Genomic DNA, 25566 nt, shown 5'->3' on the forward strand with positions numbered 1-25566 from the left:
GTCAGTAGAACGTGTCAGCGCAGTCATACACGACGCCATGCTCCGGACAGACGTACTTGCAGTGTCGGTGGTACATCGCCCGCTCACAGAGCGGACAGGGGCGACCGCCCGGCTGCTCGTCCATGATTCCGTAGACCAACTCCGTTCGCTTGTGTCTTCCGGAGTTTTGGAGGGGAATCCGGGCGAATTTGGAACAACCCCTTTTGCCAGGGAGACCGTCAATACAGTCATGCCCGACGACCTCCTTGACTCGCCCGGCGGTCGGCTGCTGGTCAGCGTCGCCGCGGCCGTCGCGGGCCTGGCCGGCTCCTACGCGGTGACCGGCTACGCACCCGCGTTCATCGCCTCGCCGATCGAGCGGGCGCTTGCCCGGTCGATGCCCGGCATCGTCGTCTCGACCGCCATCTCGACGCTCGGAAGCCTCGGCCAGCAGCTCAATCTCTTGCTCGCCATCGGGCTCGCGGGGCTGTTCCTCGCGTTGGCGGCCCGAGCGGCCGTCCTCACCGGCCAGCTGGCGAACAACCGCGCCCTTCCGGTCGTCGGAACGGCCGTCGTGACCTGGATCATCGGCGTCGTTCTCACCGGCGAAATCGTCCTCGCCGCCGGTCCAGCGGTTCCCGCCGCCGCCGTCGTCGGACTCGCGCAGGCCCTCGACAGATTTGGTGGCCCAATGTCACCGATCTCCTCCAAACGGCGGCGGGCGCTCTCGACGGTCGGCGCGGCCGTCGGCGCGGCGACGATCGGCTACGCGGTCGGCAACCGCCGAACGGCCGCCGCGACTGGTGCTGACGCGCTCCCGCTGGATGCCCCCGGAGCGGACCCCGCTGATGTCGAAGCAAAGCTCGCCGTCGCAGCGGACTACTCCCTGGATCTCGGTAATCTCGACCCGCTGGTCAGTGAGAACTTCTACGAGGTCGACATCAACTCCATCGACCCGGAACTCTCGGCCCCGGACTGGTCGCTTTCCATCACCGGCGCTGTCGAGGAAGAGGTCACGCTCGACTACGAAGACATTCAGGAGATGACGGCCGAAAACCGGTTCGTCACGCTGCGCTGTGTCGGCGAGAGCCTCAACGGCTACAAGACGGACACCGCGCTGTGGACCGGCGTTCCCGTCGATAGCCTCCTCGAAGAAGCCGGCGTCCAGAGCGGCTGTGAGTGCGTCATGCTCCGGGCCGAGGACGACTACTACGAGGAGTTCCCCATCGACGCGCTTCGGGGTGGGATGCTCGCCTACGGCATGAACGGGAAGGTCCTCCCCCGCGGCCACGGCTACCCCGTCCGGGCGCTGGTCCCCGGTCACTGGGGCGAAGTCAACGTCAAGTGGCTCTCCGAGATCGAGGTGCTGGACGAGGAGGCCGACGGTTACTGGGAGAAACGCGGCTGGCAGGGCACCGGCCCCGTCAATCCGGTTGCCAAGCTCCACCACGAATCCATGCTCTCGGACGGCCGCCGCCGCATCGGCGGCCACGCCTACGCCGGCCTTCGGGGCGTCCAGCGCGTCGAAGTCTCCACTGACGGCGGCGAGACCTGGGCGGACGCAACGCTCTCGGACCAACTGCCCGCAGCCAGCGGCGACGGCCCCGCCGAGGACGCCTGGCGACAGTGGGAGTACACCTACGACCCGCCGTCCGGCAGCCACACCGTCGTCGTTCGGATGGTCGACCAGCGCGGCGAGGTCCAGCCCGAAGAAGAAACTGACTCCTACCCCAGCGGTCCCTCGGGGTGGGTGTCAAAGCAGTACGCATAGTGGAAAGCGAGCGGCACATACCGCTCTGGCCCCTATCGCGGGTATGGCCGAGACGATTGCCGGCGAGGTCATCCACGTTGTGGAGCCAGCCGAGCACGAGGACTACGACTTCGAGCCGGAGATGGCGTCGCTGGCGGACTCGCGCTACGTCATCGTCTGTCGCAAGGGCGGCAAGCCGTCGTGGCTTGAACGCATCGCGGCCTTTCTGCGCCGCCACCCCATCGAGCCGGTGACGCTCGTCGCTGACTCGGCGGCTGAAGAAGGAGCGGAAATCACCGTGGCTGTCGAGGAGACGACGATTGCCGGCGTGTACGACGTTACCGAATTCCGATAACATCCGCTCGACGGAGCTGCGACAGGAGAAAAGAAACGGCGTCAATCGCGGCGAACGCCGACTCCGTGTGTCACACGCCTACGTCAGCACTCGGACCAGCCACAGGACTCGCAGGTCTTGCACCCTTCCGAGTAGTATAGCGACAGCGAGCCACAGTCAGGACACTCCGGGCTCTCGCCGGCGTCGATGATGTCCTGCTGGTCGCCACCTGCGTCAGCTGCGGCGGCGGCCGCGCCGCCGTCGGTCTGGGTCTGTGTGGCGGCCTCGTGTTCGGCTTCGTCGTCGGCCTTCTCCGCGGTCTCCTCCAGCGTAGTCTGGTCGGGGTAGGCCTTGTCGACATCGCCGTCGAGGTAGCGACGCAGGGCCGTGCCGATGGCGTCCGGGATGGACTGGATCTGCTCGCCCTTGTCCCAGGCGACCTTCGGCGACCGGATGCCCTGCAGTTCGTCGGCGATCTCCTCGGGGTCGACGCCCGAACGCAGCGCCGTCGAGATGGTCTTGGCCAGTGCCTCGGTGAAGGAGGCGGTGAAGCCACCGGAGTTGCCGATGTTGGCGAACAGCTCGAACGGCCGGTCGGTTTCGGGGTCCTCGTTGATGTTGACGTACAGCTTCCCGTAGCCGGTGTCGATGCGTTGGGTCACGCCGTGGAGCACGTCCGGTCGGGACTGCTTCTCGGCGTACTCGGCGTCCCCGTCGGCGACGCCCAGCACCTGCTCGATAGACTCGTCGATGGCAGCCTGAACGGCCTCGTCTTCGAGGAAGCCCTCGATGCCGCCGAAGACCTCCTCGATCTGGGCGACGATCTCGTCGGCGTCCATGTCCGAGAACTCGGTGTTCTGGGCGCGCGTGGTCAGCACCTGCTTGCTGCGGGTGCCGTCGCGGTAGTAGGTGACGCCCTTGCCGCCGTGGTCGTAGATGTACTCGAACACTTCGGCGGCGTCTTCGGTGGTGGAGTCGTTCGGGGCGTTCACAGTTTTGGAGATGGCGGAGTCGACGCCCTCCTGACAGGCCACCTGGATGCCCGCGTGCTGCTTCGCCGAGAGGCTCCCCGTGGTGACGAACAGCTCGCCGATAGCGTCCGGGACTGTGGTCAGCCCGTCCACGCCGTCGAACTCGTTGTTGGCCATCTGCTCCTGGGCCTCCTGTTTGACGGCCTCGACATCGATGTCGTTGTCCTCTAGCGCTCGGAGGAAGTAGTCGTCGAACTCCACGAGCATCTCGTCGCCCTGCACGTCGTCGGAGACGTTCTTGTAGTAGGCGACGTTGTAGATCGGTTCACACCCGCCGGTGGTATTGCCGATCATTGAGGTCGTCCCAGTCGGGGCGATGGTTGTCGTGTTGTGGTTGCGGATCGGATAGCCGTCCGCCCAGTCCTCGGCGTTCTCGCCGGTCTGCTTCTCGAACCATTCGGGGTAGTCCGTCGGGTTCGCGTACTTGGAGTTCTCCCACTCGGAGAAGACGCCACGGTCCTCGGCGAGTTCGTGGCTCGTGGCCTTGGACCCGTGGTTGATGTGTCGCATCGTCTGCCGGGCGATCTCGTTGGCCTCGTCAGTCCCGTAGGCGACGCCCAGTTGGATGTACAGCTGGGCGAGACCCATGATACCGAGGCCGATCTTGCGCATCTCCCGGACCTTCTGTTCGATCTTTTCGACCGGGAAGTCCGACATCGTGACGACGTTTTCGAGGAAGCGGGTGCCGAGTTCGATGCGGCGGTCGAACTCGTCCCAGTCGATGGCGTCCTCGAGGAACGCGTCGATAGCGGCTTCCATCGAGTCGTACTCGTCGGCGTGGGCCTCCGACCAGACGCGCCAGTCCGGCGCATCCGTGGCAGCCAGCGTCGAGAGGTTGATGTGTCCGAGGTTGCAGGCCTCGTACTCTTCGAGAGGCTGTTCGCCACATGGGTTCGTCGCGAGAATCTCGTGGTCGGGGTGTTCCTCCACGTCGAAGGAGTGCTGCTTGTTCACCCGTTCGAGGTAGATGACGCCGGGTTCGCCGTTCTCGTGTGCGCCCTCGACGATGTCGTCCCAGAGTTCCTCGGCCGGGATCGAGAGTTCCTCGCCGACCTCGACGTGCTCGCCGAGACCGAACATGTCGTACAGTTCCTTCGTTTCCTCGGTGACGATGTGGGGCTCCTCGGTGCGGGGGTTCGTGAACGTGAACTCCTCGCCGGCCTTCAGCGCCTCCATGAAGTCGTCGGTGACGCCGACGGAGATGTTGAAATTCGAGAGGTGGCCCTCGACGGCGTTGCGGAGGTGCTTGGGGACCTTTCCGTCGTCGTCGATGAGTTCGCGGGCCTCCTCCAGTGCTTCGGCGAAGGAGTTGTGCGTGAAGTCGTCCGGGTCGTTCAGGCGCAGCGTCTCGGCCAGTGAGACATCCTTGTTCTTGGCGTGGATGAACTGGATGACATCCGGATGAGAAACACGCATGACGCCCATCTGAGCCCCGCGGCGGGCCCCACCCTGGGCGATGGTCTCGCACATCTGATCGTAGGTCCGCATGAACGTGATCGGCCCGGAGGCGATGCCGCCGGTCGAGCCGACGGGGTCGCCGTACGGGCGGAGCTTCCAGAAGGCATAGCCCATGCCACCGCCGGACTGGAAGACCTGCGCGGCCTCCTTGGCGGTCTGGTGGATGTCGTCGATGTCGTCACCCGGTGAGTCGACGAAACAGGCAGAGAGCTGCTGCAGTTCGTCGCCGGCGTTCATCAGCGTCGGCGAGTTCGGCATAAAGGAGAGTTGCTCCATCTGCTCCTGGAAGGCGTCGGCGGTCGATTCGACGTGTTCGCGGACACCTTCGGGCAGTTCCGGCACGACCGTCTCGTAGGCGAACTTGTTGACGTTGTAGACAGAGAGGTCGGTCTCGACATCGTCGTCGACCGACGTTCCCTTGCCGAACACTTCATCGGCGAGTTCGTCGCGGCGCGGGTGGTCGGGCTTCAGCTGGTCAGGCGAGACGGTCACGTCGACGCCCTGCTTGTCGGCCTCGAAGACGGCCTCGGCGAGGGCGATGTTCTTCGCAACGCGGTCGAAGAGGTCCTCGGGCTCCTCAATAAGGTCGCCGTTGGCGTCCTTCCGGAGATAGCGAGCCGGGAGGATGTTGTGGTAGGCGTTCCCTGTGAGCCGCTCTTCGATAGTGTCACCGTCGGTACGTTTGATCGGCAGCGTGATCTCGTCGGCGGAAAGGTCGCTGTTACTCATCGCCCGCTCCTCCTCCCGACAGCGGCCGTCTGTCGGTCGATACCCCTCGTCGTAGCTACCCGTGATCCTGTCATTTCTGGCGGCGAATACGTATTCATCGATAGCGTTTAATCCTTCTTGTCTGCGATTCCGCGGCGGCCGTAGCGATCTCGAGAGTCGCGGCTACGGTGCTCGTCGATCTGTGCTGGCGACGCGTGAAACGATAGTCGCGTACAACGGAATAGACGTGCTGGATTCTTCTTAATACTGTCCAGACCGGGGTGAAAGTGAAATCGGGACCCCGTGAACCGACAGACGTGGGTTGGATATCCAGTGGAAACTAGTGGGGGTTTTCGAGTGGAAATATACACTCACTAACAGTGTGTAGGGAGTCAGTATCGCTCCGTCAGACGCAACGCTGTCCCGCGGTTTTGACAGAACGGGTCCGTCAGCCCGTGCGGTGTCGATACAGTGCATCCTTCCGCCGGTCGCATCCACAGTCCGGTTGGGCTTGGTGCGAGTCGAGGAACACTGACGCCGGACCGGGCGAAGCCGAGAGGCGGGACGCTTACAGGTCTGTGGACCGAAGGAAACTACGTGCAGTACGACGGGCTCACCAAGGGAATCGCAGCGGTGTTCGGAGTCCTGACAGTCGTCCTGACAGCGGTGGGGATCCTGGGCAATCCCGCGGTGCTCTTCCTGGCGCTGATGTTCGGCGCGTCGACGTATTTTATGTACTACCACATCAGCGGAAAGATGGCCGCGCGTCTCTACGAGCGGGTGGAACGACAGGCGGCGCAAAACACTGGTACCGCCCGCCGGGGTGGGTTCGGGGCCGGCCCGCGGGAGGAGTGGGAGCCGCCACGGGACGGTCGCCGAGCGCGTCGCTCACGAGCAACCAACGGCGGCCAACGTCGCCGTCAGGGACGACAACGACAGCGCCGCCAGACATCCGGCGGCCGGCAGCGCCGACAGCGCGTTCAGGGGTCGTCAGGACCGACCTCGGCGGAGGCGTACAAGCGCCTCGGTCTTGACCCGAGCGCGGACCAGAGCACCATCAAAGCCGCCTATCGGGAGAAGGTCAAGGAGGTCCACCCCGACACCGACAGCGGGAGCGAGGCGGAGTTCAAGCAGGTACAAGCGGCCTACGAGACGCTGACCGACGACTGACCACAACCGACATATCCGCCGCTCCGAATCCGGACGTATGGACAGCGACACGCCGCCCCTTATCGTCGACATCGACGGGACGCTGACCGACGAGAACCGCGCAATCGACCCCCGCGTCATGCCGGTCCTCCGCGAGTGGCCGGCACGCGTCGTCATCGCGACCGGGAAGGCGATGCCGTTCCCGATTGCGCTCTGTGAGTTTCTCGGTATCGAGCGGACGGTCGTCGCTGAGAACGGCGGGGTGGTGTTCGTCGAAGCTACCGACGAACTCAGGCTGGAAGGCGACCACGAGGCGGCGCTGGCGGTCGGCGAGGCCTACCGCGACCTGGGCCATGACTTCGGCTTCGGACAGATCGACTTGGCGAATCGGTGGCGCGAGACCGAACTCGTCGTGTCGCTCGACCAGCCCCTCGAACCGCTGGAGGAGCTGGCCACGGAGCGGGGACTCGTCGTCCTCGACACCGGCTTCGCCTACCACGTGACGGACCCGGTCGTCGACAAGGGGACGGGCCTCGAAGCCGTGTGTGCGGAACTGGGTCTGGAGCCGGAGGCGTTCCTGGCGGTCGGTGACTCGGTGAACGACGCACAGATGTTTGATTTAGCTGGGGAGGCCGTGGCCGTCGCCAACGCCGACGAGACGGCACGCGAACGGGCTGACCGGGTGACCGACGAGACCTATGGCGACGGCTTTCTCGAAGCGGTCGCGCCGTACCGGGAGTGACGGTCGTGTGACCGTCGTTCAGACCAGTCGCTAACGGATAGGTGAACAGGTGACACCATCGACAATAGTCATCACACGGCGCGGCGTCACACAATCGCAAACGCCGTGTGGCGGCTCAGTCCACGGACCGTGGTGGCCGCGTTTTCGCGTATAAATATCCATCCGAGCGCTACTGTGAGAGACACACTCAGTCACCGACTTCAGGAGGGCTCTGGAGGGCGAAATCCGGGGAAGGCTTATGTCTACCCCACGGTAACGGAGGGATATGAGCCCCGACCGGGCTGTCCTCCGGCGCGCGCTTGACCGCGGCGAGCGGGAGGGCGGCAGCGTCGAGTTCAAAGAACGGCTCACCGAGAACCTCCACCTGTCCGAGGGGCGACTCGAATCCCTCGCGGCACAGCTGCGCCACCGCGTTCTCTCCGGGGATGGGGAGGCGACGTACGTCGTCGGCGTCACCGACGACGGCGGTCTCGCCGGCATCTCGCCGGCGGAGTTCTCCGAGTCGATGGACGTACTCAGCCTGCTAGCAGAGGAAGCCGGCGCACACATCGAGGAGGTGAAAACGTGGGGCGTCGACGGCGTCTCTGAGAACGGTGCGGCAGACACAGACGGTATCGTGGGCGTTGCAACGGTTTCTGAGGGATCGGTCCTCGCGGACGACGACCATATCGTCGTCGGAACCGCCGGTCACGTCGACCACGGCAAGTCCACGCTCGTGGGATCGCTGGTCACCGGCGACGCCGATGACGGCGAAGGCGGGACCCGTGGCTTTCTCGATGTCCAGCCACACGAGGTCGAGCGGGGGCTGTCCGCGGACCTCTCGTATGGCGTGTATGGCTTCGATGACGACGGCGAGCCGATCCGCATGGACAATCCACACCGGAAAGACGACCGTGCGAGGGTCGTCGAGGAGTCGGATCGACTCGTCTCCTTCGTCGATACCGTGGGCCACGAGCCGTGGCTCCGGACGACGATCCGCGGCCTCGTCGGCCAGAAGCTCGACTACGGCCTCCTGACCGTCGCGGCCGATGACGGCGTGACCGACACGACGCGGGAACACCTCGGCATCCTGCTGGCGACCGATCTCCCGACAATCGTCGCCATTACGAAACGCGACCTCGTTGACGAGACACGGGCCGCTGAGGTCGAGCGCAACGTCGAGCAGGCGCTGCGGGAGGTCGACAAGACGCCGCTCCGGGTCGAACGCCACGGCGTCGACACGGCCATCGACGAGATCTCCGAGACCGTCGTCCCCGTCGTCACCACCAGCGCCGTCACGAAGGCGGGCCTGGACGACCTCGATGAGATGTTCGAGGCGCTGCCCAAGACCGCCGGCGAAGTGGGCGAGTTCCGCATGTACGTCGACCGGACGTACAACGTTCAGGGCGTCGGCGCGGTCGCGTCGGGCACAATCAAATCCGGCGAGGTCGAGGCCGGCGACGAACTGCTCCTCGGGCCGATGCAGGACGGGAGCTTCCGCGAGGTCGAGGTCCGGTCCATCGAGATGCACTACCACCGGGTCGACGAGGCCAAGGCCGGCCGCATCGTCGGAATCGCGCTGAAAGGCGTCCGCGAACCGGACATCGAGCGCGGGATGGTCTTGCTGCCGAGCGACGCCGACCCATCGCCGGTTCGGGAGTTCGAGGCCGAGGTGATGGTGTTGAACCATCCCACCCGTATCGGCGACGGCTACGAGCCCGTGGTTCACCTCGAAACGGTCAGCGAGGCCGCGGCCTTCTATCCAGAGGGCGGGCAGTTGCTCCCGGGCGACGCCGGCAAGACCCGCGTCCGGTTCAAGTTCCGCTCGTATCTCGTTGAGGAGGGCCAGAAGTTCGTCTTCCGCGAGGGGAGTTCGAAGGGCGTCGGGACCGTCACCGACATCGACCCGGCGGAGTAGCGGTCCGTCGTCCCCAGTCTGTTGTCTTACCGGTTCTCGGTATCTCCGGTCGGCTGCCTGTAGCCGCTAGCCGGCCTTTCTGCGAGCCCGAATATTGCGGCCCACTCCAGTAGATTCGTGACGCGCGCCCGCCAGACAGCCTCCCAGTCGGCGTGACGTTCGCGCTCCCAGCGGGGAATCTCGTCTCGGACTGCTTCGAATGCGATGTCGGTGTCTACCGGCTCCAAATCGAGAGCGTCGAGGAGTACGTCGGCACCGAAAACCGAGTCCTCGAACGCCGCTGCGAGGGTCGCCCGGTCGAGGTCGTCTCTCGTCCGGTAGTACCCCCGTTCGCTCTCGGCGACCAGTCCAAGCGCCTGCAGGAACACCAGATACTCCCGTGCCGTTTCGCGGTCGGCCACGTCCGTCGCCGTCTGGATCGCGCGACAGCAATCGGCCTCGCTGTCGGGGACCAGCGGAATTGCCTCGCGGGCGGTCCGGAGAAACGCGAGCGAGCGGGCCGGCGGCGCGATCTTGTAGCGCACGGTCCCGATTACAGGCCGAAGCTCTCGGCCAGCACGTCCTCGCTCGTCTCGCCAACCACGTGCGTGTCGCCGCCGACAACGTCGATGGTGACTGCGGCCGGGCCGAACAGTTCGACGGGGAGTTCCGCGAAGTCCCAGTCCACGCCCTCGAAGACGCCCTCGAGGGGTTCGCCGTACTCCTCGGCAGCGACGGACGGCACTTCGTCGAAGCGGTCGAAGGACTCGTCGACGGTGAGGTGGACCTCGCTGCCGTAGGCGAGCGCGTCCGTCGTCCGGGCCATCGCGGTTGCTTCGTCGCCGGCGACCGGCGCAACCGGCGCGCGGCCGCTGGCCGACAGCACCGACACCGGGTCGAAGCCGAGTTCGGCCAGCCGGAAGACGGCCAGTTCGGCGGCCCGGGCCGCGGCGACGACGCTCCCGGTGACACTCGCCGTCGCAAACGACGGCAGGAACACGCCCGTCTCGGGGACGCCGGTGCGTTCGGCGACCTGGCTGGCGACGGCCTCGTCCGGCAGTTCGTCGGTCTCCAGGGCCAGCACGGCGAAGTCGGCGTCCTCGCGGTAGCCGATGCGCTGGAAGGCTTCTTCTTCGGCGACGAGCGCGCGTGCGGGACCGCTTCCCAACGCTTCGAAGTCATCGACGGCCAGTTCCCAGCCGCCCTTCTGTGAGCACAGCAGGGCCAGTGCCGGGTGGTCCGTCGACAGTTCGACGTGGTTCAACGGCGCGCCGTCGATGGTGTCCATCGTGGACTGGACCGTCGCCAGCCCGGCCGTCTGGATCTCCGCGAGCAGCATGCCGGCCTCGACAGCGCCGGGGACCTCGACGCCGAAATCAAGGACTGCGGCGTCGCCCTCAAGGGCGTGTACGTCTATCGTGAGTTCGTCCGCGAAGTCGATGGCCTCGTCGACGAGCTCCGTGGCCATCCGATTGAGACTGTCCATGCGCCGTCTTTGGCAGCCTCCCCTTTAATTTCCGCCTTCGACTGCGCCGCTTCTGGCTTCCCGGCCCAGATGCTCTTCGACGGCGTCGACCTTGTCCCGCGCCTGCTGGTCGACGGTCCGCTTGTCGTCGACTTTCAGGAACGTGCTCACGCGGTCGGTCTGCTCGCCGACGGCCTCGTGGGCGGCGTGCGTGGCCGCAAACAGCTCCTTGCTGTCCTCCGCTTCGATGATGGTCCCCATTGGCGTCGTCTCGTACTCGACATCGAACTCCTCTAGGGCCGCCACAGCGTCGGCGACGTACGACGACATGCTCCCTTCGATGACCGGTGCGACCGAGAGGAACCCTATGCAGGTCATGTCGGGTCGCACGCGTGCCCGAGACTAAACGATTCCCCAGTACGATTCCGATCCGCTCCCAAGCACACTACAGCTTCCGAAAAATACTGTCTCGGTCCGGAACGCCGTTACTCAGCGTCTTCGACGGCAGCCCCGCGGGCGTTCGACTTGACGCTCTGAAGGCCCTGTTTGGCCTTCTGCTTGGAGGAGTAGCCCTGGCCGCAGTCCGCGATGATCTCTCCGTTGTCGTGGCGAAGCCGCCACCGGGCCTTGTCATCGCTGTCTTTGAACAGCTCGAACGTCGCCTTGCTGCCGCCCTCACTGGGCGCTTCCTCGTCCTTGGACTCGTCAACGACGTACGCGCCGGGCGCGTTGTTCTTGACGCTTTCAAGCCCTTGCTTGGCCTTCTGCTTGGAGGCGTAGCCCTCGCCACCGTCGGCAATGATGTTCCCGTTGTCGTGACGGAGCCGCCAGCGGTACTGCTCCGCGCTGTCCTCGTACACCTCGAAGGTCGCCTTGCTCGCGACGACATCGGTCTCGACCTCGCCCTCGGCTTCGTCCCACTGCATGTCGATTTCGAGGCTTACCGTCCCGTCTTCGCGCTCGACCTCGACCTCGAAGTCGGATTCCGCTGGTGGGTCGACCGTCACAGTCTGTTCCTCGTCAGCCGGCGCGGGCTCGCCGCGACTGAGCCTGTCAGCCAATCGCCGGAAATACGACGCGATTCCTCTTCGACTCCGCTTTTCCTGTGACTCGTGGACCGTCTCGTCTGTCATGCAATCGCACTGTCGATGGGATACCAGATAATGGTACTCCCCATCCGTTGGTCGATATTGTCGATTCGGTTCGGATGCGGCAAGAGTTTCTGGCAGGCCAGGTCGTAGACACAGTTTTATTGGTTTTAGTGACAGTATACCCTGGGATTTCGAGCGCGTCAGCACTGCTGGGCCTGTTTGCTACATACTACAGAACCACTACTGATTGAACCAGTCTACTGCCGGAAAATAGTTTCAATGAAAAATAACTTTAAGCGAGGGAGAAAGAATACCCCTGATATGGAATGCTCAGTCTGTAATTCTGCCCCAGGAAAGCAAACACGAATCGAATTCGTAGACTCTGGAAAGAGCGTGTCACTCCCCCTGTGTGACGAATGCTATGCGGATTTTTCTGCGGATGACGGTATCACTGTGACTCGAATCGAGGAGTGAGTTACGGTACAGAACCGAGAACGCGTCACCCTAGGCTCGTCGGGTTGGAATTAGAGAAGTGCGCTGGCTGGGAGTGAGCAATCGCGACGCGATTGCGAGCCACGACGGACTCTGTCCGTCGGTGTTTGAACCGGACCGAGAAATGCTCGCTCACGCTGTTCGCTGCGCGTTCCTCGCAGAGTTCAAATCCAGTTCGATTTCACGACTCACAGATTACAAGCACACGCTACGCGATGCTCGGTGGAATTGTTCGTCGTAGAAATGCGCTGGCTGGGATTTGAACCCAGGTTGTGACCATGGCAAGGTCACGTGATACCAACTACACTACCAGCGCTCACTTCGTTCGCACTGACCTTCGCGACCGTGGGTCGCTCAGTACCAGCGCAGGTAGCGTCTCGTTGCAATCAAATCTGGCGGGGGTGAGAGTAAAAAGCCTTCCGTTTTCCGGGGAAAACCGTGGGAAGTGAGGGCAATCGCCGTCCCGGTTGACCGCGAATCGTGTGATGCCGTCACGGGACACGGGCTTTCGGAAGCGGCAATCTAGCCAACGGTTGCATCGGTTCCGAACCGGCATGACGGACCATGTGAACGCGACTCACCGCGATCACGAAACGGGGTCTTTTTAAGTCCGGGAAGGGGAGATATCGGCACAGTCTAGTGGCGCGACGTGGAAGCGTCACGGCATGACGACCAGCGTACTCGTGCCGTCTTCCCTCGCACGGGAAGCCGAAGACAGACGCGAGGCAACTCGCAAGCTCGGCTACGTGGCCCGCGCGGCCACGATCTACCGGGTTGATCGGCTGACAGTGTACCCCGACCCTGACGGGGCGGGCAAGTGGGAAGACGGGTTCGTCGAAACCGTGCTGCGGTACGCCGCGACGCCCCCGCACCTCCGAAAGGAGATGTGGGGTAAGCGGGACGAACTGGAGTACGTCGGCGTCCTGCCGCCGCTCCGCGTGCGTTCACAGACCGGCTCCGGATCTGAGGGTTCGGGGTCGTTAAGACAGGGAATCGTGACCGAGGTCGGAGCTGATGGGCGCGTCCGGGTCAATTGCGGCATGCAACACCCGATCTCCCTTCCCGTCCCAGCGGATATGGACGTGGAACAGGGGGAGCGCGTGACCGTCAGGGTCTCTTCGCGACGGCCGGTCCGGGCGAAACTCGTCGACGCCCCCACAACGGGATTCGACGTTATCGCCGCGGACCTCGATGCGGCACTCTCGCGCGACGATGCCGGGCTCACTATCGCGTCATCGCGGTACGGCGAGCCGGTAACGTCGACCCGTCTCGGCCAGTTGGCCGAGCGGCGCGACGCCGAGGGCGGCATGACCGTCGCCTTCGGGGCACCCGAGCGCGGGTTACCGTCGATACTCGACGTTGCCCCGGACGCCGTCGGGGGAGACCAGACGAGCGACGAACCAGAAGGGTTCGACCTCTGGCTGAATACGGTTCCGAACCAGGGCAGTGAGGTCGTGCGAACGGAGGAAGCTCTGTTCGCCTCCCTCACCTGTCTAACCCTCACGGAGTAAACGAATGCCACAACCAAGCAGACCACGCAAAGGCTCGCTGGGCTTCGGCCCGCGCAAGCGCTCGACGAGCGAGACGCCTCGCTTCAACAGCTGGCCGTCTGACGACGGCCAGCCGGGCGTCCAAGGGTTCGCCGGCTACAAGGCTGGCATGACACACGTCGTGCTCGTCAACGACGAACCTAACTCCCCCCGCGAGGGGATGGAGGAGACTGTCCCGGTGACAGTCATCGAGACGCCGCCGATGCGCGCCGTTGCCCTGCGAGCGTACGAAGACACGCCGTACGGTCAGCGTCCGCTGACGGAAGTCTGGACCGACGAGTTCCACTCGGAGCTCGACCGGACCCTGGACGTTCCGGAGGACCACGACCCGGACGCTGCTGAGGAACAGGTACGTGACGCACTCGAGGCCGGTGACCTCGGGGACGTGCGACTCATTACGCACACCGTCCCCGACGCCGTCCCGAGCGTCCCGAAGAAAAAGCCCGACGTGATGGAGACTCGCGTCGGCGGCGGCTCCGTTTCCGACCGCCTCGACCACGCCCTCGACCTCGTCGAGGACGGTGGCGAGCACGCCATGAACGACATCTTCCGCGCCGGCGAGTACGCCGACGTGGCCGGTGTCACGAAAGGCAAAGGGACGCAGGGTCCCGTCAAGCGATGGGGCGTCCAGAAGCGGAAAGGCAAGCACGCCCGCCAGGGATGGCGCCGACGGATCGGCAACCTCGGTCCGTGGAACCCGTCCCGTGTGCGCTCGACGGTCCCCCAGCAGGGGCAGACCGGCTACCACCAGCGCACCGAGCTCAACAAGCGCCTCATCGACATCGCCGACGGCGACGACGCTACCGTCGACGGTGGCTTCGTCAACTACGGCGAAGTCGATGGGCCGTACACGCTCGTGAAGGGCTCCGTGCCAGGTCCGGACAAGCGCCTGGTGCGCTTCCGGCCCGCGGTGCGTCCGAACGACCAACCGCGCCTCGACCCCGAGGTGCGCTACGTCTCCAACGAATCGAATCAGGGATAACCTATGCAGGCAACAATCCACGACCTGAACGGCAACGCAGACGGCGAGGTCGACCTTCCGGATGTCTTCGAGACGCCGGTTCGGTCCGACCTCATCGGTAAAGCTGTACGCGCCGCTCAGGCCAACCGAAAGCAGGACTACGGGTCCGACGAGTACGCCGGCCTTCGAACGCCGGCCGAGTCCTTCGGTAGCGGCCGCGGGCAGGCACACGTCCCGAAGCAGGACGGCCGTGCCCGCCGCGTCCCGCAGGCGGTCAAGGGGCGACGCGCCCACCCGCCGAAAGCCGAGAAGGACCGCTCGCTCGACCTCAACGACAAGGAACGGCAACTGGCCGTTCGCTCGGCGCTGGCCGCGACGGCTGACGCCGACCTCGTCGCCGACCGCGGCCACGAGTTCGACCGTGGCGAAGTGCCCGTCGTCGTCTCCGACGACTTCGAGGACCTCGTCAAGACGCAGGAAGTCGTCTCGCTGCTGGAGGCGCTCGATGTCCACGCGGACATCGAGCGCGCCGACGACACGAAGATCAAGGCAGGCCAGGGGTCGGCCCGCGGACGGAAGTACCGCCGCCCCGCCTCCATCCTCTTCGTGACCAGCGACGAGCCGTCGACGGCCGCCCGCAACCTCGCGGGGGCCGACGTGGCGACCGCCAGCGAGGTCAACACGGAAGACCTCGCACCCGGTGGCTCGCCCGGTCGACTCACCGTCTTTACGGAATCCGCACTCGCGGAGGTGGCCGAGCGATGAGCTGGGATGTCATCAAACACCCACACGTCACTGAGAAGGCCATGAACGACATGGACTTCCAGAACAAGCTCCAGTTCGCCGTCGACGACCGCGCCTCCAAGGGCGAGGTCTCCGACGCCGTCGAGGAGCAGTACGACGTGACTGTCGTACAGGTCAACACGCAGAACACGATGGACGGCGAAAAGAAGGCCGTCGTTCGCCTCTCCGAGGACGACGACGCCCAGGAAGTCGCCTCCAGAATTGGGGTGTTCTAACCATGGGACGACGAATCCAAGGACAACGGCGCGGCCGCGGGACCTCCACCTTCCGTGCTCCGTCGCACCGTTACAAGGCGAATCTGGAGCACCGCAAGGTCGAGGACGGCGACGTTATCGCCGGCACGGTCGTCGACATCGAGCACGACCCGGCCCGCTCGGCTCCGGTCGCCGCCGTCGAGTTCGAAGACGGCGACCGCCGACTCATCCTCGCGCCGGAAGGCGTCGGGGTGGGCGACGAGCTACAGGTCGGCGTCAGTGCCGAGATCGCACCCGGGAACACGCTCCCGCTGGCGGAGATCCCAGAGGGGGTCCCGGTGTGTAACGTCGAATCCAGCCCCGGTGACGGTGGGAAGTTCGCCCGTGCATCGGGCGTCAACGCCCAGCTACTCACCCACGACCGCAACGTCGCGGTCGTCAAGCTCCCCTCCGGGGAGATGAAGCGGCTTGACCCGCAGTGTCGTGCCACCATCGGCGTCGTCGCCGGTGGCGGCCGAACTGACAAGCCGTTCGTGAAGGCTGGCAACAAGCATCACAAGATGAAAGCGCGCGGGACGAAGTACCCGCGTGTCCGTGGTGTGGCGATGAACGCCGTCGACCACCCGTTCGGTGGCGGTGGCCGCCAGCACCCCGGCAAACCCAAGTCCATTTCGCGGAACGCCCCGCCTGGCCGTAAGGTCGGGGACATCGCCTCGAAGCGGACTGGTCGAGGTGGGAACGAATGAGTTCAGAGTATCAAATCGGCCACGAAGGAGAGTTCTCCTTCCGCGGCCACACGCTCGACGAGCTGCAGGAGATGGAGCTCGAGGAAGTCGCGGAACTGCTCCCCGCTCGACAGCGGCGAAGTATCGAACGCGGCCTGACCGAGGAGAAACACAAGCTCCTCGAAAAGGCTCGCGAGGCCGGCGAAGAGGAGACAGCCAACGACCCCATCCGGACCCACCTGCGCGACATGCCGGTGGTCCCGGAGATGGTCGGGCTGACCTTCGCCGTCCACGACGGCCAGAACTTCGAGCGTGTCAACGTCGAGCCCGAGATGCTCGGCCACTACCTCGGTGAGTTCCAGCTCACACGGAGTAGCGTCGAACACGGTCAGGCCGGTATCGGAGCGACACGCTCCTCGAAGTTCGTACCGCTCAAATAATCATGGGAATCAGCTACTCAGTCGAAGCCGACCCGGACACGACGGCCAAAGCGATGCTCCGGGAGCGGCAGATGAGCTTCAAGCACAGCAAGGCCATCGCCCGCGAGATCAAGGGCAAGACGGCCGGCGAGGCTGTCGACTACCTCGAAGCGGTTATCGAGGGCGACCAGCCCGTTCCGTTCAAACAGCACAACTCGGGCGTCGGCCACAAAAGCAAGGTCGACGGCTGGGACGCCGGACGCTACCCGGAGAAGGCCAGCAAGGCCTTCCTCGACCTGCTCGAGAACGCGGTCGGCAACGCCGACCACCAGGGCTTCGACGGTGAGGCCATGACGATCACGCACGTCGCCGCCCACAAGGTCGGCGAGCAGCAGGGTCGCAAGCCCCGCGCGATGGGGCGTGCCTCGGCGTGGAACAGCCCGCAGGTCGATGTCGAACTCATCCTCGAAGAACAGGAGGACGACGACTAATGGCCGACGAACAACAGTTCATCGAGGACGGCCTCCAGCGGACCCAGATCGACGAGTTCTTCGCAGAGGAACTCGGTCGCGCCGGCTACGGCGGCATGGATGTCGCCAAGACGCCGATGGGGACCCAGATCGTGCTCAAAGCCGAGAAGCCAGGGATGGTCATCGGCAAGGGCGGGAAGAACATCCGGAAGATCACGACGGAACTCGAGGACCGGTTCAACCTCGACGACCCGCAGGTCGACGTGCAGGAAGTCGACGAGCCGGACCTCAATGCCCGCATCGTCGCGGACCGACTGGCCAACGCCCTCGAGCGTGGCTGGTACTTCCGCAAAGCGGGCCACACCACCATCGACCGGATCATGGAGTCGGGCGCACTCGGCGCAGAGATCGTCCTCTCCGGGAAGGTCACGGGTGCACGCTCACGCGTGGAGAAGTTCAACCGCGGCTACGTCAAGCACAACGGCGAGCCCGCGGAAGAGATCGTCGACAGCGGCGTCGGCGTGGCCGTGATGAAGCTCGGGACCATCGGGGTCCGAGTCAAGATCATCCCGCCGGACGCGGAGCTCCCCGACGACTTCGAGATCTACGAGGATGTCGATGTCGAGGACTACGTGGCCGACACCGACGGCGAGTCTGTCGAGGAACTCCTCGAAGGCGAGCCCGACGACAGCGAGACGGCCGAGGAACTCGACGAGGACGTGGCCGCCGGGGCCGACGACGACTCCGAGGACGACGAGGAGTTCGTCGACGAGGAGATCGTCGAGGAAGACGTTGAGGTCCCGACTGACGATGATGTCGAGGATGTCGATGTCGACGAACTCGAAGAAGCCGTCGATGAGGAACTCGACGAGGATGTCGAGGCGGAAGCCGAAGAACTCATGGACGAAATGGACGACGAGGAGGGTGACGACGAATGACCGTCCTCCACGTCCAGGAGATTCGAGACATGACGCCCGCCGAACGCGAGGCGGAACTCGGCGACCTGAAGACCGAACTGCTGAACGCCCGGGCCGTCCAGGCCGCGGGTGGTGCGCCGGAGAACCCCGGTCGCATCAAGGAGCTGCGCAAGGCCATCGCCCGCATCAAGACGGTGCAGGGCGAAGAAGGCGACCTGCAGGAGAACGAATAATGCCACTAACACCCGAGACGCTCCCACGACACGAACTCGTCGGCCTCGACTGTGAGGTCGTTTCGGCGTCCAACCCGGACGCCGTGGGTATCAGCGGCACTGTCGTCACCGAGACGACACAGATGCTGACAATCGAGGGAGCCGACCGGGTGTGGCACGTGCCGAAGGACAGCGCGACCTTTTCGTTCGCCGTCGACGGACAGCGAGTCCGGGTCGACGGCGACCGACTCGTCGCGCGTCCCGCTCGTCGCACAGAGAACACAGGAGATTCACTATGGCGCTAGGACTGAACGTACAGGAACCGGAGGAAACCTGTGCCGATCAGAACTGCCCGTTCCACGGAGAGCTCTCCGTGCGCGGACAGACACTGAACGGCGAGGTAGCCTCCACTGACATGGAGAAGACCGTTGTCGTCGAGCGCGAGTACGACGTGAAGGTGCCGAAATACGACCGCTTCATGAAGCGGCGGAGCCGCGTTCCGGCTCACGCACCCGACTGTCTCGACCTCGCGGTCGGTGACACGGTCACGATAGCAGAGTGTCGACCGCTCTCGAAAACGAAAAGCCACGTCGTCGTTGGCGTGGTCGCCGACGAACAGGACGGTGATGCCTGATGGAAGCACTCGGTGCTGACGTCACGCAAGGCCTGGAGAAGGGCTCGCTCATCACGTGTGCGGACAACACGGGAGCGCGCCAGCTCAAGGTCATTTCCGTCCACGGCTACTCGGGAACGAAGAACCGCCACCCCAAAGCTGGGCTGGGCGACAAGATCACGGTTTCGGTCACCAAGGGGACGCCCGAAATGCGTCGCCAAGTGCTCGAAGCCGTCGTCGTCCGCCAGCGAAAGCCGATCCGTCGACCCGACGGCACCCGCGTCAAGTTCGAAGACAACGCGGCCGTCATCGTCGACGAGAACGAGGACCCGCGCGGGACCGAGCTGAAAGGTCCCATCGCACGGGAAGTCGCACAGCGATTCGGCAGTGTGGCATCAGCAGCGACGATGATCGTATAGAACCATGAGCAAGCAACCAGACAAACAACGCAAGAGCCAACGACGTGCCCCGCTTCACGAGCGGCACAAGCAGGTCCGGGCGACGCTTTCGGCCGACCTCCGCGAGGAGTACGGCCAGCGCAACGTCCGCGTCAACACTGGTGACACCGTCGAGGTGCTCCGTGGCGACTTCGCCGGCGAAGACGGCGAAGTCATCAAGGTGGACCTCGACAAGGCCGTCATCCACGTCGAAGACGTGACACTCGAAAAGACGGACGGCGAGGAAGTCCCGCGACCGCTTGACACCTCGAACGTCCGCGTGACGGACCTGGACCTCGAAGACGAGAAGCGCGAGGCCCGTCTCGAATCGGAGGATGATTCCGCATGAGTAACCACCAGAAGCGACTCTCGGTGCCAAACAGTTGGCCCGTAGAGCGCAAGACCGCGACGTTTACGGTGAAAGCCGGCGCCGGCCCGCACGGTGAGGATGGGGTTCCCCTCCTCATCGTCCTTCGGGACGTGCTCGGCTACGCCGACAACCGCAAAGAAGCCCGCTACGCCCTCAACGAGGACAACGTCCTCATCAACGGGAAGGCCATCGCCGACGAGGAGCGCCCCGTCGGGATGTTCGACATCCTGGCCTTCACCGAGCGCGAGGAGTACTACCGCGTGTTCCCCGGCGAGGGTGGTCGGCTGGCGCTGACCGCAATCGACCCGGACGCGGCCCAGTCCAAGCTCGGCAAGATCGTCACCAAGACCCACGTCTCCGGTGGCGATGTCCAGCTGGGTCTCCACGACGGCGAGACGCTCATCGTCGAGGACGACCAGACCTACGACGCTGGCGACTCCATCGTCGTCGGCAACGAGGACGGCGACATCGTGGCCCACTTCGAGTATGAAGAGGGCGCACTCGTCACCGCCGTCGACGGCGCCCACGCGGGCGAAGTCGGCGAGATCGAGGAGATCCAGGTGACGCCAGGCTCGGCCCAGAACAACGTCATCGTCTCCCAAGATGGCGACGAAGGCTTCGAGACGGTCGAAGAGTACGTCGTCGTTATCGACGAGAACTTCACGGGCGATTCGGACGACGAATCGGACACTGTGACGGGTGATGACGAATGAGCTCCGAGAGTGAGTCCGGTGGCGACTTCCACGAGATGCGCGAACCGCGCATCGAGAAGGTCGTCGTTCACATGGGTATCGGCCACGGTGGCCGCGACCTCGCCAACGCAGAGGACATCCTCGGGGAGATCACCGGGCAGACGCCGGTGCGAACGAAGGCCAAGCGGACTGTCGGCGAGTTCGACATCCGCGAGGGCGACCCCATCGGTGCGAAGGTCACCCTCCGTGCCGAGATGGCCGAGGAGTTCCTCCAGACGGCGCTGCCGCTTGCCGAACTGGCGACGAGTCAGTTCGACGACACCGGCAACTTCAGCTTCGGCGTCGAGGAACACACCGAGTTCCCGAGCCAGGAGTACGACCCGAGCATCGGAATCTACGGGCTGGACGTGACGGTTAACCTCGTCCGCCCCGGCTACCGCGTTGCCAAGCGCGACAAGGCGTCGCGCTCGATTCCGACAAAGCATCGACTCAACCCGGCGGATGCGGTCGCCTTCATCGAGTCGACCTACGACGTGGAGGTGAGCGAATGAGCGAAAGTGAAACCACAGACGAGCCCGAGGCCGAGACGGCATCCAGCGAGCGAACTGGCCAGCTCGAGTCCTGTCAGCGCTGCGGGCGCGAACAGGGACTCGTTGGCAAGTACGACATCTGGCTGTGCCGCCAGTGCTTCCGCGAGATTTCGCGGGGCATGGGCTTCAGGAAGTACAGCTAACAATGACAGGGAACGACCCATTTGCCAACGCACTGTCGGCGCTTAACAACGCCGAAAGCGTCGGGCACTTAGAGCAGACAGTATCGCCCGCTTCGAACGAGATCGGCAGCGTCCTCGAGGTCTTCTACGACCGCGGGTACATCGACGGATTCAGTTTCGTCGACGACGGCAAAGCCGGCGAGTTCGAAGTCGAACTGAAAGGAGCCATCAACGAGTGTGGCCCGGTCAAGCCCCGCTACTCAGCGGGTGCCGACGAGTTCGAAAAGTGGGAGAAGCGGTTCCTCCCCGCCCGTGACTACGGGACCCTCGTCGTCACGACCAGCCACGGCATCATGAGCCACTACGAGGCTCGTGAGCAGGGCGTTGGTGGCCAAGTCATCGCGTACGTATACTAACAATGCCACGAGTAGAACTGGAGATTCCGGAGGACGTGGACGCCGAGCAGGACCACCTTGACATCACCGTCGAGGGGGACAACGGCAGCGTCACACGTCGGCTCTGGTACCCTGACATCGACGTGTCCGTCGACGGCGACACGGTCGTCATCGAATCCGATGAGGACAACGCCAAGACGATGTCGACGATCGGTACCTTCCAGAGCCACATCGAGAACATGTTCCACGGCGTGACCGAGGGCTGGGAGTACGGGATGGAAGTCTTTTACTCTCACTTCCCCATGCAGGTCGACGTTGAGGGTGACGAAGTCGTCATCGAGAACTTCCTCGGCGAGAAGGCCCCCCGCCGCACGACGATCCACGGCGACACGGATGTCGAGATCGACGGCGAGGAGCTGACCATCAGCGGCCCCGACATCGAGGCCGTCGGCCAGACTGCCGCGGACATCGAACAGCTCACGCGCATCAACGACAAGGACGTGCGCGTGTTCCAGGACGGGGTGTACATCACCCGCAAACCGAACCGAGGTGACGCCTGATGGCGGACAATCCTGACAACACGAGCAGTGACGCCGACGCCAACGAGGAAGGGCTTCCGCAGGGCGACGCGCCCGAGGAAGACATCGAGTCCGAGCAGCCCCACGGCGGCGAGCCCGCCGAGGACCCCGATCAGGTGGCCGAGGACGCCGAAGAAGCCGAAGACGAGTACACCGAACTGACTGACATCAGCGGTGTCGGCCCGTCCAAGGCGGAGTCGCTCCGCGAGGCCGGTTTCGAGGATATCGACGCCGTCCGCGGCGCCGACCAGTCCGCGCTCGCCGATGTCAGCGGTATCGGGAACGCGCTGGCGGCCCGCATCAAGGCCGATGTCGGCGGACTCGAAGTCGAGTCCGAGACCGAGGCCGAAGTCGAAGAGGAAGGTAGCGAAGAAGCGCCCGACGAGGACGTGGAGACGGAACTCCAGGCCCGCGGGCTCACCGACAAGACGCCGGACCTCTCCGACGAGGACGCGCGGCTGCTGACCCAGCGACACCGGGTCGGCAAGCCGCAGTTCAACCGCCAGGACCACCACAAGAAAAAGCGCGTCTCGACCTCGTGGCGCCGCCCCCGTGGCCAGCTCTCGAAGCAGCGCCGCGGCATGAAGGGCAAGGGCGACACGGTCGAGGCGGGCTTCCGCTCGCCGAAAGCGGTGCGGGGCAAGCACCCCTCGGGCTTCGAGGAGGTCCGCGTGCACAACGTGGACGACCTGGACGGCATCGACGGGGATACGGAAGCCGCCCGCATCGCCTCGAAGGTCGGCGCTCGCAAGCGCGAGCGTATCGAAGAGGCAGCCGAGGACGCGGGTATCCGCGTGCTCAACCCCACCTATGTCGAAGTCGAGGTGAGTGAGTGATGACTGATCTCTCCGCACAGAAGCGACTCGCGGCTGACGTTCTCGATGTCGGCAAGAACCGCGTCTGGTTCAACCCTGAGCGACAGGGCGACATCGCCGACGCGATCACCCGCGACGACGTTCGCGAACTGGTCGATGAGGGCGCCATTCAGGCGAAAGACAAGAAAGGCAACTCCCGCGGACGCGCCCGGGAGCGCCAGAAGAAGCGTGCGTACGGCCACCAGAAGGGAGCCGGTTCCCGGAAGGGCAAGGCGGGCGCACGGCAGAACTCCAAGGAGGACTGGGAGTCACGCATCCGCGCACAGCGGACGAAGCTGCGCGAACTGCGTGACGAGGGAACGCTTTCGAGTTCGCAGTACCGCGACCTGTACGACAAGGCCGGCGGTGGCGAGTTCGACAGCGTTGCCGATCTCGAACGTTACATCGACGCAAACCACGGTGACGCATAATGGCGACAGGACCACGATACAAAGTACCGATGCGGCGACGCCGCGAGGCCAGAACCGATTACCATCAGCGGTTGCGCCTGTTGAAATCCGGTAAGCCACGTCTCGTTGCTCGAAAGAGCAATAAACACGTCAGGGCGCAGCTGGTGACGCTTGGCCCCAACGGCGACGACACTCTCGCGTCCGCTCACTCGAGCGACCTCGCCGAGTACGGCTGGGAGGCCCCGACGGGCAACATGCCCTCGGCGTACCTCACCGGTCTGCTCGCCGGGCTTCGCGCGAAGGAAGCGGGCATCGAGGAAGCAGTGCTCGACATCGGACTCAACAGCCCGACACCCGGAAGCAAAGTATTCGCAATACAGGAAGGCGCAATCGACGCCGGCCTGGACATTCCGCACAACGACGACGTACTCGCCGACTGGCAGCGCACGCGCGGTGCCCATATCGCCGAGTACGACGAGCAGCTCGAGGAGCCGCTGTACAGCGGCGACTTCGACGCTGCAGACCTCCCGGAGCACTTCGACGAGCTCCGAGAGACCCTACTGGACGGTGACATCGAACTATGAGTGCTAACAACGGATGGGAGCCACGGACACGCCTCGGCAAGCAGGTCGTCGAGGGCGAAATCGACTCCATGCAGGAGGCGCTGAACTCCGGGCTCCCGCTGAAAGAATCGGAAATCGTCGACCAGCTCGTTCCCGACCTGGAAGACGAGGTGCTGGACATCAACATGGTCCAGCGAATGACAGACTCCGGCCGCCGCGTGAAGTTCCGCTGCGTGGTCGCCGTTGGCAACCGCGACGGCCTCATCGGCTACGCAGAGGGGCGTGACGACCAGGTCGGCGGTGCCATCCAGAAAGCGATCGACATCGCGAAGCTGAACATCATCGATGTCTCCCGTGGCTGCGGTTCCTGGGAGTGTGGCTGTGGCCGTCCGCACACGGTCGCGCTGCGCACCGAGGGCAAGGCCGGGAGCGTCGAGGTCGAGCTCCAGCCGGCCCCGCGCGGGCTGGGACTGGCGGGCGGAGAGACCGTCCGCAAGGTGCTCGAACTCGCCGGTATCGAAGACATCTGGACACGCAGTAGCGGGAACACGCGCACCACGGTCAACTTCGCGAAGGCGACGTTCAACGCCCTCGAGAACACGGCCCAGGCGCGTGTCCCCGAACGGACCTTCGAAAAACGAGAGGTGATCGAGTGATGCACGCGCTCGTCCAGCTCCGTGGCGAAGTCAACATGCACGGCGACATCCAGGACACCCTGGAGATGCTCAACATCCACCACGTGAACCACTGCACGCTCGTCCCCGAGACGGACGCCTACCGTGGCATGGTGACGAAGGTCAACGACTTCGTCGCCTTCGGCGAGCCGAGCCAGGAGACCCTCGAGACGGTTCTGTCGACGCGCGCCGAGCCCGTTGAGGGCGACGCCGACGTGGACGACGAGTGGGTCGCCGAGAATACGGATTACGACGACATCTCCGGGCTCGCGTTCGCGCTCCTCTCCGAGGAGACGACGCTGCGCGAGCAGGGACTGTCCCCGACGCTCCGTCTGCACCCGCCCCGTGGCGGCCACGACGGCGTCAAACACCCCGTCAAGGAGGGCGGGCAGCTCGGGAAACACGACACCGAGGGTATCGACGACCTCCTGGAGGCGATGCGATAATGACGAGTAAAAAGAAACGACAGCGCGGCTCGCGCACGCACGGCGGCGGCTCGCACAAGAACCGACGTGGTGCTGGCCACCGCGGTGGTCGCGGTGCTGCAGGCCGTGACAAACACGAGTTCCACAACTACGAACCGCTCGGCAAGAGCGGCTTCAAGCGCCCGCAGAAGGTGCAGGAAGAAGCCGCAACCATCGACGTTCGCGAGATCGACGAGGATGTCACGCTGCTGGCCGCCGAGGACGTTGCCGAAGTCGAAGACGGTGGCTTCCGCGTCGATGTCCGTGATATCGTCGACGACGCTGACGACGCCGACTACGTGAAGGTACTCGGTGCCGGACAGGTTCGCCACGAACTCACGCTCGTCGCCGACGACTTCTCCGAGACCGCTCGCGAGAAGGTCGAAGCCGCAGGCGGGAGCGTCGAACTGACCGACCTCGGCCAGGAGCGCCAGGCCGAGGCCGAGACAGACGACGACGCGGACGAGGAATAACGAC

General features: G+C 64.6%; 35 protein-coding genes and 1 tRNA gene. 29 read left to right on the forward strand and 7 right to left on the reverse strand.

Annotated features, from left to right (window positions below; all coding sequences use genetic code 11):
- Position 1 precedes the first annotated feature (1 nt).
- Positions 2 to 124 (reverse strand): HVO_2523 family zinc finger protein, encoded by a 123-nt coding sequence (locus NDI54_RS06025; protein ID WP_004591539.1) that lies wholly within the window; start codon positions 122 to 124, stop codon positions 2 to 4.
- 105 nt (positions 125 to 229) lie between these two features.
- Between NDI54_RS06025 and NDI54_RS06030 the strand changes: the two genes are divergently transcribed.
- Together NDI54_RS06030 and NDI54_RS06035 are read left to right on the forward strand one after the other, a co-directional pair.
- Positions 230 to 1750: a sulfite oxidase gene (locus NDI54_RS06030; RefSeq protein ID WP_310895567.1), complete on the forward strand. Its 1521-nt coding sequence runs from the start codon at positions 230 to 232 to the stop codon at positions 1748 to 1750.
- A gap of 43 nt (positions 1751 to 1793) precedes the next feature.
- Positions 1794 to 2084: a DUF7526 family protein gene (locus NDI54_RS06035; protein WP_310895568.1), complete on the forward strand. Its 291-nt coding sequence runs from the start codon at positions 1794 to 1796 to the stop codon at positions 2082 to 2084.
- 83 nt (positions 2085 to 2167) lie between these two features.
- On the opposite strand, the gene NDI54_RS06040 is transcribed toward NDI54_RS06035, so the two are convergent.
- Positions 2168 to 5281: an adenosylcobalamin-dependent ribonucleoside-diphosphate reductase gene (locus tag NDI54_RS06040; protein WP_310895569.1), complete on the reverse strand. Its 3114-nt coding sequence runs from the start codon at positions 5279 to 5281 to the stop codon at positions 2168 to 2170.
- Between the two features lie 576 nt (positions 5282 to 5857).
- Here NDI54_RS06040 and NDI54_RS06045 point away from each other — a divergent pair.
- From NDI54_RS06045 to NDI54_RS06055, 3 genes are all read left to right on the forward strand, one after another.
- Complete coding sequence (locus NDI54_RS06045) at positions 5858 to 6430, forward strand: J domain-containing protein (RefSeq protein ID WP_310895570.1); 573 nt, start codon at positions 5858 to 5860, stop codon at positions 6428 to 6430.
- 37 nt (positions 6431 to 6467) lie between these two features.
- Positions 6468 to 7151, forward strand: a complete 684-nt coding sequence (locus NDI54_RS06050; RefSeq protein ID WP_310895571.1) for a phosphoglycolate phosphatase — start codon at positions 6468 to 6470, stop codon at positions 7149 to 7151.
- A 265-nt stretch (positions 7152 to 7416) separates the two neighbouring features.
- Complete coding sequence (locus NDI54_RS06055; RefSeq protein ID WP_310895572.1) at positions 7417 to 9048, forward strand: GTPBP1 family GTP-binding protein; 1632 nt, start codon at positions 7417 to 7419, stop codon at positions 9046 to 9048.
- A 26-nt stretch (positions 9049 to 9074) separates the two neighbouring features.
- Here NDI54_RS06055 and NDI54_RS06060 read toward each other — a convergent pair whose 3' ends face one another.
- The 5 genes from NDI54_RS06060 to NDI54_RS06080 all read right to left on the reverse strand — a co-directional run bounded on the left by NDI54_RS06060 (position 9075) and on the right by NDI54_RS06080 (position 12391).
- A complete protein-coding gene (locus NDI54_RS06060; RefSeq protein WP_310895573.1) occupies positions 9075 to 9572 on the reverse strand; it encodes a hypothetical protein in 498 nt (165 codons plus the stop codon).
- Between the two features lie 8 nt (positions 9573 to 9580).
- Positions 9581 to 10513 (reverse strand): methenyltetrahydromethanopterin cyclohydrolase, encoded by a 933-nt coding sequence (mch, locus tag NDI54_RS06065; RefSeq protein WP_310895574.1) that lies wholly within the window; start codon positions 10511 to 10513, stop codon positions 9581 to 9583.
- A 24-nt stretch (positions 10514 to 10537) separates the two neighbouring features.
- The gene (locus NDI54_RS06070) at positions 10538 to 10870 is read right to left on the reverse strand and encodes an MTH1187 family thiamine-binding protein (RefSeq protein ID WP_310895575.1); all 333 of its coding nucleotides are present in this window, start codon (positions 10868 to 10870) and stop codon (positions 10538 to 10540) included.
- A gap of 107 nt (positions 10871 to 10977) precedes the next feature.
- Positions 10978 to 11625, reverse strand: coding sequence for an HVO_2922 family protein (locus NDI54_RS06075; RefSeq protein WP_310895576.1), 648 nt, complete (start codon positions 11623 to 11625; stop codon positions 10978 to 10980).
- A gap of 694 nt (positions 11626 to 12319) precedes the next feature.
- Positions 12320 to 12391, reverse strand: a tRNA-Gly gene (locus NDI54_RS06080).
- A 349-nt stretch (positions 12392 to 12740) separates the two neighbouring features.
- Between NDI54_RS06080 and NDI54_RS06085 the strand changes: the two genes are divergently transcribed.
- Genes NDI54_RS06085 through NDI54_RS06200 form a run of 24 tightly spaced genes read left to right on the forward strand, consistent with a single transcriptional unit; the run spans position 12741 to position 25562 of the window.
- On the forward strand, positions 12741 to 13586 hold the full coding sequence (locus NDI54_RS06085; protein WP_310895577.1) for an RNA methyltransferase: 846 nt from the start codon (positions 12741 to 12743) through the stop codon (positions 13584 to 13586).
- A 4-nt stretch (positions 13587 to 13590) separates the two neighbouring features.
- Positions 13591 to 14607: a 50S ribosomal protein L3 gene (gene rpl3p, locus NDI54_RS06090; RefSeq protein WP_310895578.1), complete on the forward strand. Its 1017-nt coding sequence runs from the start codon at positions 13591 to 13593 to the stop codon at positions 14605 to 14607.
- A gap of 3 nt (positions 14608 to 14610) precedes the next feature.
- Positions 14611 to 15351, forward strand: coding sequence for a 50S ribosomal protein L4 (rpl4p, locus tag NDI54_RS06095; RefSeq protein ID WP_310895579.1), 741 nt, complete (start codon positions 14611 to 14613; stop codon positions 15349 to 15351).
- Entirely contained in the window at positions 15348 to 15605 is a 258-nt protein-coding gene (locus tag NDI54_RS06100) for a 50S ribosomal protein L23 (RefSeq protein ID WP_137684366.1), read from the forward strand. Before rpl4p ends, NDI54_RS06100 begins: the two co-directional genes overlap by 4 nt.
- A 2-nt stretch (positions 15606 to 15607) precedes the next feature.
- Positions 15608 to 16330 (forward strand): 50S ribosomal protein L2, encoded by a 723-nt coding sequence (locus NDI54_RS06105; RefSeq protein WP_310895580.1) that lies wholly within the window; start codon positions 15608 to 15610, stop codon positions 16328 to 16330.
- On the forward strand, positions 16327 to 16749 hold the full coding sequence (locus NDI54_RS06110; protein ID WP_310895581.1) for a 30S ribosomal protein S19: 423 nt from the start codon (positions 16327 to 16329) through the stop codon (positions 16747 to 16749). Before NDI54_RS06105 ends, NDI54_RS06110 begins: the two co-directional genes overlap by 4 nt.
- Before the next feature lie 2 nt (positions 16750 to 16751).
- Positions 16752 to 17219 (forward strand): 50S ribosomal protein L22, encoded by a 468-nt coding sequence (locus NDI54_RS06115; RefSeq protein WP_310895582.1) that lies wholly within the window; start codon positions 16752 to 16754, stop codon positions 17217 to 17219.
- Complete coding sequence (locus NDI54_RS06120; protein ID WP_310895583.1) at positions 17219 to 18136, forward strand: 30S ribosomal protein S3; 918 nt, start codon at positions 17219 to 17221, stop codon at positions 18134 to 18136. The genes NDI54_RS06115 and NDI54_RS06120 overlap by 1 nt, the downstream gene beginning before the upstream one ends.
- Positions 18133 to 18348, forward strand: coding sequence for a 50S ribosomal protein L29 (gene rpmC / locus NDI54_RS06125; RefSeq protein ID WP_310895584.1), 216 nt, complete (start codon positions 18133 to 18135; stop codon positions 18346 to 18348). Before NDI54_RS06120 ends, rpmC begins: the two co-directional genes overlap by 4 nt.
- Positions 18348 to 18632 carry a ribonuclease P protein component 1 gene (locus NDI54_RS06130; protein WP_310895585.1) on the forward strand — a complete coding sequence of 95 codons (285 nt, stop codon included), beginning with the start codon at positions 18348 to 18350 and terminating at the stop codon, positions 18630 to 18632. Before rpmC ends, NDI54_RS06130 begins: the two co-directional genes overlap by 1 nt.
- A complete protein-coding gene (locus NDI54_RS06135; RefSeq protein ID WP_004591559.1) occupies positions 18623 to 18961 on the forward strand; it encodes a 30S ribosomal protein S17 in 339 nt (112 codons plus the stop codon). The genes NDI54_RS06130 and NDI54_RS06135 overlap by 10 nt, the downstream gene beginning before the upstream one ends.
- A complete protein-coding gene (locus NDI54_RS06140; protein ID WP_310895586.1) occupies positions 18961 to 19359 on the forward strand; it encodes a 50S ribosomal protein L14 in 399 nt (132 codons plus the stop codon). The genes NDI54_RS06135 and NDI54_RS06140 overlap by 1 nt, the downstream gene beginning before the upstream one ends.
- A 4-nt stretch (positions 19360 to 19363) precedes the next feature.
- Positions 19364 to 19726: a 50S ribosomal protein L24 gene (gene rplX, locus NDI54_RS06145; protein WP_310895587.1), complete on the forward strand. Its 363-nt coding sequence runs from the start codon at positions 19364 to 19366 to the stop codon at positions 19724 to 19726.
- The gene (locus tag NDI54_RS06150) at positions 19723 to 20460 is read left to right on the forward strand and encodes a 30S ribosomal protein S4e (RefSeq protein ID WP_310895588.1); all 738 of its coding nucleotides are present in this window, start codon (positions 19723 to 19725) and stop codon (positions 20458 to 20460) included. Before rplX ends, NDI54_RS06150 begins: the two co-directional genes overlap by 4 nt.
- Entirely contained in the window at positions 20457 to 20990 is a 534-nt protein-coding gene (locus tag NDI54_RS06155; protein WP_310895589.1) for a 50S ribosomal protein L5, read from the forward strand. Before NDI54_RS06150 ends, NDI54_RS06155 begins: the two co-directional genes overlap by 4 nt.
- Positions 20987 to 21172: a 30S ribosomal protein S14 gene (locus tag NDI54_RS06160; RefSeq protein ID WP_310895590.1), complete on the forward strand. Its 186-nt coding sequence runs from the start codon at positions 20987 to 20989 to the stop codon at positions 21170 to 21172. The genes NDI54_RS06155 and NDI54_RS06160 overlap by 4 nt, the downstream gene beginning before the upstream one ends.
- Positions 21173 to 21174: 2 nt before the next feature.
- Complete coding sequence (locus NDI54_RS06165; RefSeq protein WP_004516956.1) at positions 21175 to 21567, forward strand: 30S ribosomal protein S8; 393 nt, start codon at positions 21175 to 21177, stop codon at positions 21565 to 21567.
- Positions 21568 to 21569: 2 nt separating this feature from the next.
- The gene (locus tag NDI54_RS06170) at positions 21570 to 22106 is read left to right on the forward strand and encodes a 50S ribosomal protein L6 (RefSeq protein ID WP_004591564.1); all 537 of its coding nucleotides are present in this window, start codon (positions 21570 to 21572) and stop codon (positions 22104 to 22106) included.
- A complete protein-coding gene (locus NDI54_RS06175) occupies positions 22106 to 22960 on the forward strand; it encodes a 50S ribosomal protein L32e (RefSeq protein ID WP_406600168.1) in 855 nt (284 codons plus the stop codon). Before NDI54_RS06170 ends, NDI54_RS06175 begins: the two co-directional genes overlap by 1 nt.
- The gene (locus tag NDI54_RS06180) at positions 22960 to 23409 is read left to right on the forward strand and encodes a 50S ribosomal protein L19e (protein WP_310895591.1); all 450 of its coding nucleotides are present in this window, start codon (positions 22960 to 22962) and stop codon (positions 23407 to 23409) included. Before NDI54_RS06175 ends, NDI54_RS06180 begins: the two co-directional genes overlap by 1 nt.
- Complete coding sequence (locus NDI54_RS06185; RefSeq protein ID WP_049909163.1) at positions 23409 to 23972, forward strand: 50S ribosomal protein L18; 564 nt, start codon at positions 23409 to 23411, stop codon at positions 23970 to 23972. Before NDI54_RS06180 ends, NDI54_RS06185 begins: the two co-directional genes overlap by 1 nt.
- The gene (locus NDI54_RS06190; protein WP_310895592.1) at positions 23969 to 24607 is read left to right on the forward strand and encodes a 30S ribosomal protein S5; all 639 of its coding nucleotides are present in this window, start codon (positions 23969 to 23971) and stop codon (positions 24605 to 24607) included. Before NDI54_RS06185 ends, NDI54_RS06190 begins: the two co-directional genes overlap by 4 nt.
- Positions 24607 to 25071: a 50S ribosomal protein L30 gene (gene rpmD / locus NDI54_RS06195; protein WP_310895593.1), complete on the forward strand. Its 465-nt coding sequence runs from the start codon at positions 24607 to 24609 to the stop codon at positions 25069 to 25071. The genes NDI54_RS06190 and rpmD overlap by 1 nt, the downstream gene beginning before the upstream one ends.
- Complete coding sequence (locus NDI54_RS06200) at positions 25071 to 25562, forward strand: uL15m family ribosomal protein (RefSeq protein ID WP_310895594.1); 492 nt, start codon at positions 25071 to 25073, stop codon at positions 25560 to 25562. Before rpmD ends, NDI54_RS06200 begins: the two co-directional genes overlap by 1 nt.
- Positions 25563 to 25566 lie beyond the last annotated feature (4 nt).

The organism is Haloarcula terrestris (assembly GCF_031624315.1).
GTDB classification, from domain to species: Archaea; Halobacteriota; Halobacteria; order Halobacteriales; family Haloarculaceae; genus Haloarcula; species Haloarcula terrestris.

Excerpts from the sequence above, each read along its gene's own strand:
- NDI54_RS06185 (WP_049909163.1), top strand. The coding sequence starts at position 23,409 with ATGGCGACAGGACCACGATACAAAGTACCGATGCGGCGACGCCGCGAG.
- NDI54_RS06100 (WP_137684366.1), top strand. The coding sequence starts at position 15,348 with ATGAGCTGGGATGTCATCAAACACCCACACGTCACTGAGAAGGCCATG.
- rpl3p (WP_310895578.1), top strand. The coding sequence starts at position 13,591 with ATGCCACAACCAAGCAGACCACGCAAAGGCTCGCTGGGCTTCGGCCCG.
- NDI54_RS06040 (WP_310895569.1), bottom strand. The coding sequence starts at position 5,281 with ATGAGTAACAGCGACCTTTCCGCCGACGAGATCACGCTGCCGATCAAA.
- NDI54_RS06150 (WP_310895588.1), top strand. The coding sequence starts at position 19,723 with ATGAGTAACCACCAGAAGCGACTCTCGGTGCCAAACAGTTGGCCCGTA.
- NDI54_RS06035 (WP_310895568.1), top strand. The coding sequence starts at position 1,794 with ATGGCCGAGACGATTGCCGGCGAGGTCATCCACGTTGTGGAGCCAGCC.
- NDI54_RS06110 (WP_310895581.1), top strand. The coding sequence starts at position 16,327 with ATGAGTTCAGAGTATCAAATCGGCCACGAAGGAGAGTTCTCCTTCCGC.
- NDI54_RS06130 (WP_310895585.1), top strand. The coding sequence starts at position 18,348 with ATGCCACTAACACCCGAGACGCTCCCACGACACGAACTCGTCGGCCTC.
- NDI54_RS06025 (WP_004591539.1), bottom strand. The coding sequence starts at position 124 with ATGGACGAGCAGCCGGGCGGTCGCCCCTGTCCGCTCTGTGAGCGGGCG.
- rpl4p (WP_310895579.1), top strand. The coding sequence starts at position 14,611 with ATGCAGGCAACAATCCACGACCTGAACGGCAACGCAGACGGCGAGGTC.
- NDI54_RS06115 (WP_310895582.1), top strand. The coding sequence starts at position 16,752 with ATGGGAATCAGCTACTCAGTCGAAGCCGACCCGGACACGACGGCCAAA.
- NDI54_RS06055 (WP_310895572.1), top strand. The coding sequence starts at position 7,417 with ATGAGCCCCGACCGGGCTGTCCTCCGGCGCGCGCTTGACCGCGGCGAG.
- NDI54_RS06085 (WP_310895577.1), top strand. The coding sequence starts at position 12,741 with ATGACGACCAGCGTACTCGTGCCGTCTTCCCTCGCACGGGAAGCCGAA.
- rpmC (WP_310895584.1), top strand. The coding sequence starts at position 18,133 with ATGACCGTCCTCCACGTCCAGGAGATTCGAGACATGACGCCCGCCGAA.
- NDI54_RS06070 (WP_310895575.1), bottom strand. The coding sequence starts at position 10,870 with ATGACCTGCATAGGGTTCCTCTCGGTCGCACCGGTCATCGAAGGGAGC.
- NDI54_RS06190 (WP_310895592.1), top strand. The coding sequence starts at position 23,969 with ATGAGTGCTAACAACGGATGGGAGCCACGGACACGCCTCGGCAAGCAG.
- NDI54_RS06180 (WP_310895591.1), top strand. The coding sequence starts at position 22,960 with ATGACTGATCTCTCCGCACAGAAGCGACTCGCGGCTGACGTTCTCGAT.
- NDI54_RS06155 (WP_310895589.1), top strand. The coding sequence starts at position 20,457 with ATGAGCTCCGAGAGTGAGTCCGGTGGCGACTTCCACGAGATGCGCGAA.
- NDI54_RS06120 (WP_310895583.1), top strand. The coding sequence starts at position 17,219 with ATGGCCGACGAACAACAGTTCATCGAGGACGGCCTCCAGCGGACCCAG.
- mch (WP_310895574.1), bottom strand. The coding sequence starts at position 10,513 with ATGGACAGTCTCAATCGGATGGCCACGGAGCTCGTCGACGAGGCCATC.
- rpmD (WP_310895593.1), top strand. The coding sequence starts at position 24,607 with ATGCACGCGCTCGTCCAGCTCCGTGGCGAAGTCAACATGCACGGCGAC.
- NDI54_RS06175 (WP_406600168.1), top strand. The coding sequence starts at position 22,106 with ATGGCGGACAATCCTGACAACACGAGCAGTGACGCCGACGCCAACGAG.
- NDI54_RS06160 (WP_310895590.1), top strand. The coding sequence starts at position 20,987 with ATGAGCGAAAGTGAAACCACAGACGAGCCCGAGGCCGAGACGGCATCC.
- NDI54_RS06030 (WP_310895567.1), top strand. The coding sequence starts at position 230 with ATGCCCGACGACCTCCTTGACTCGCCCGGCGGTCGGCTGCTGGTCAGC.
- NDI54_RS06135 (WP_004591559.1), top strand. The coding sequence starts at position 18,623 with ATGGCGCTAGGACTGAACGTACAGGAACCGGAGGAAACCTGTGCCGAT.
- rplX (WP_310895587.1), top strand. The coding sequence starts at position 19,364 with ATGAGCAAGCAACCAGACAAACAACGCAAGAGCCAACGACGTGCCCCG.
- NDI54_RS06075 (WP_310895576.1), bottom strand. The coding sequence starts at position 11,625 with ATGACAGACGAGACGGTCCACGAGTCACAGGAAAAGCGGAGTCGAAGA.
- NDI54_RS06200 (WP_310895594.1), top strand. The coding sequence starts at position 25,071 with ATGACGAGTAAAAAGAAACGACAGCGCGGCTCGCGCACGCACGGCGGC.
- NDI54_RS06170 (WP_004591564.1), top strand. The coding sequence starts at position 21,570 with ATGCCACGAGTAGAACTGGAGATTCCGGAGGACGTGGACGCCGAGCAG.
- NDI54_RS06140 (WP_310895586.1), top strand. The coding sequence starts at position 18,961 with ATGGAAGCACTCGGTGCTGACGTCACGCAAGGCCTGGAGAAGGGCTCG.
- NDI54_RS06050 (WP_310895571.1), top strand. The coding sequence starts at position 6,468 with ATGGACAGCGACACGCCGCCCCTTATCGTCGACATCGACGGGACGCTG.
- NDI54_RS06165 (WP_004516956.1), top strand. The coding sequence starts at position 21,175 with ATGACAGGGAACGACCCATTTGCCAACGCACTGTCGGCGCTTAACAAC.
- NDI54_RS06105 (WP_310895580.1), top strand. The coding sequence starts at position 15,608 with ATGGGACGACGAATCCAAGGACAACGGCGCGGCCGCGGGACCTCCACC.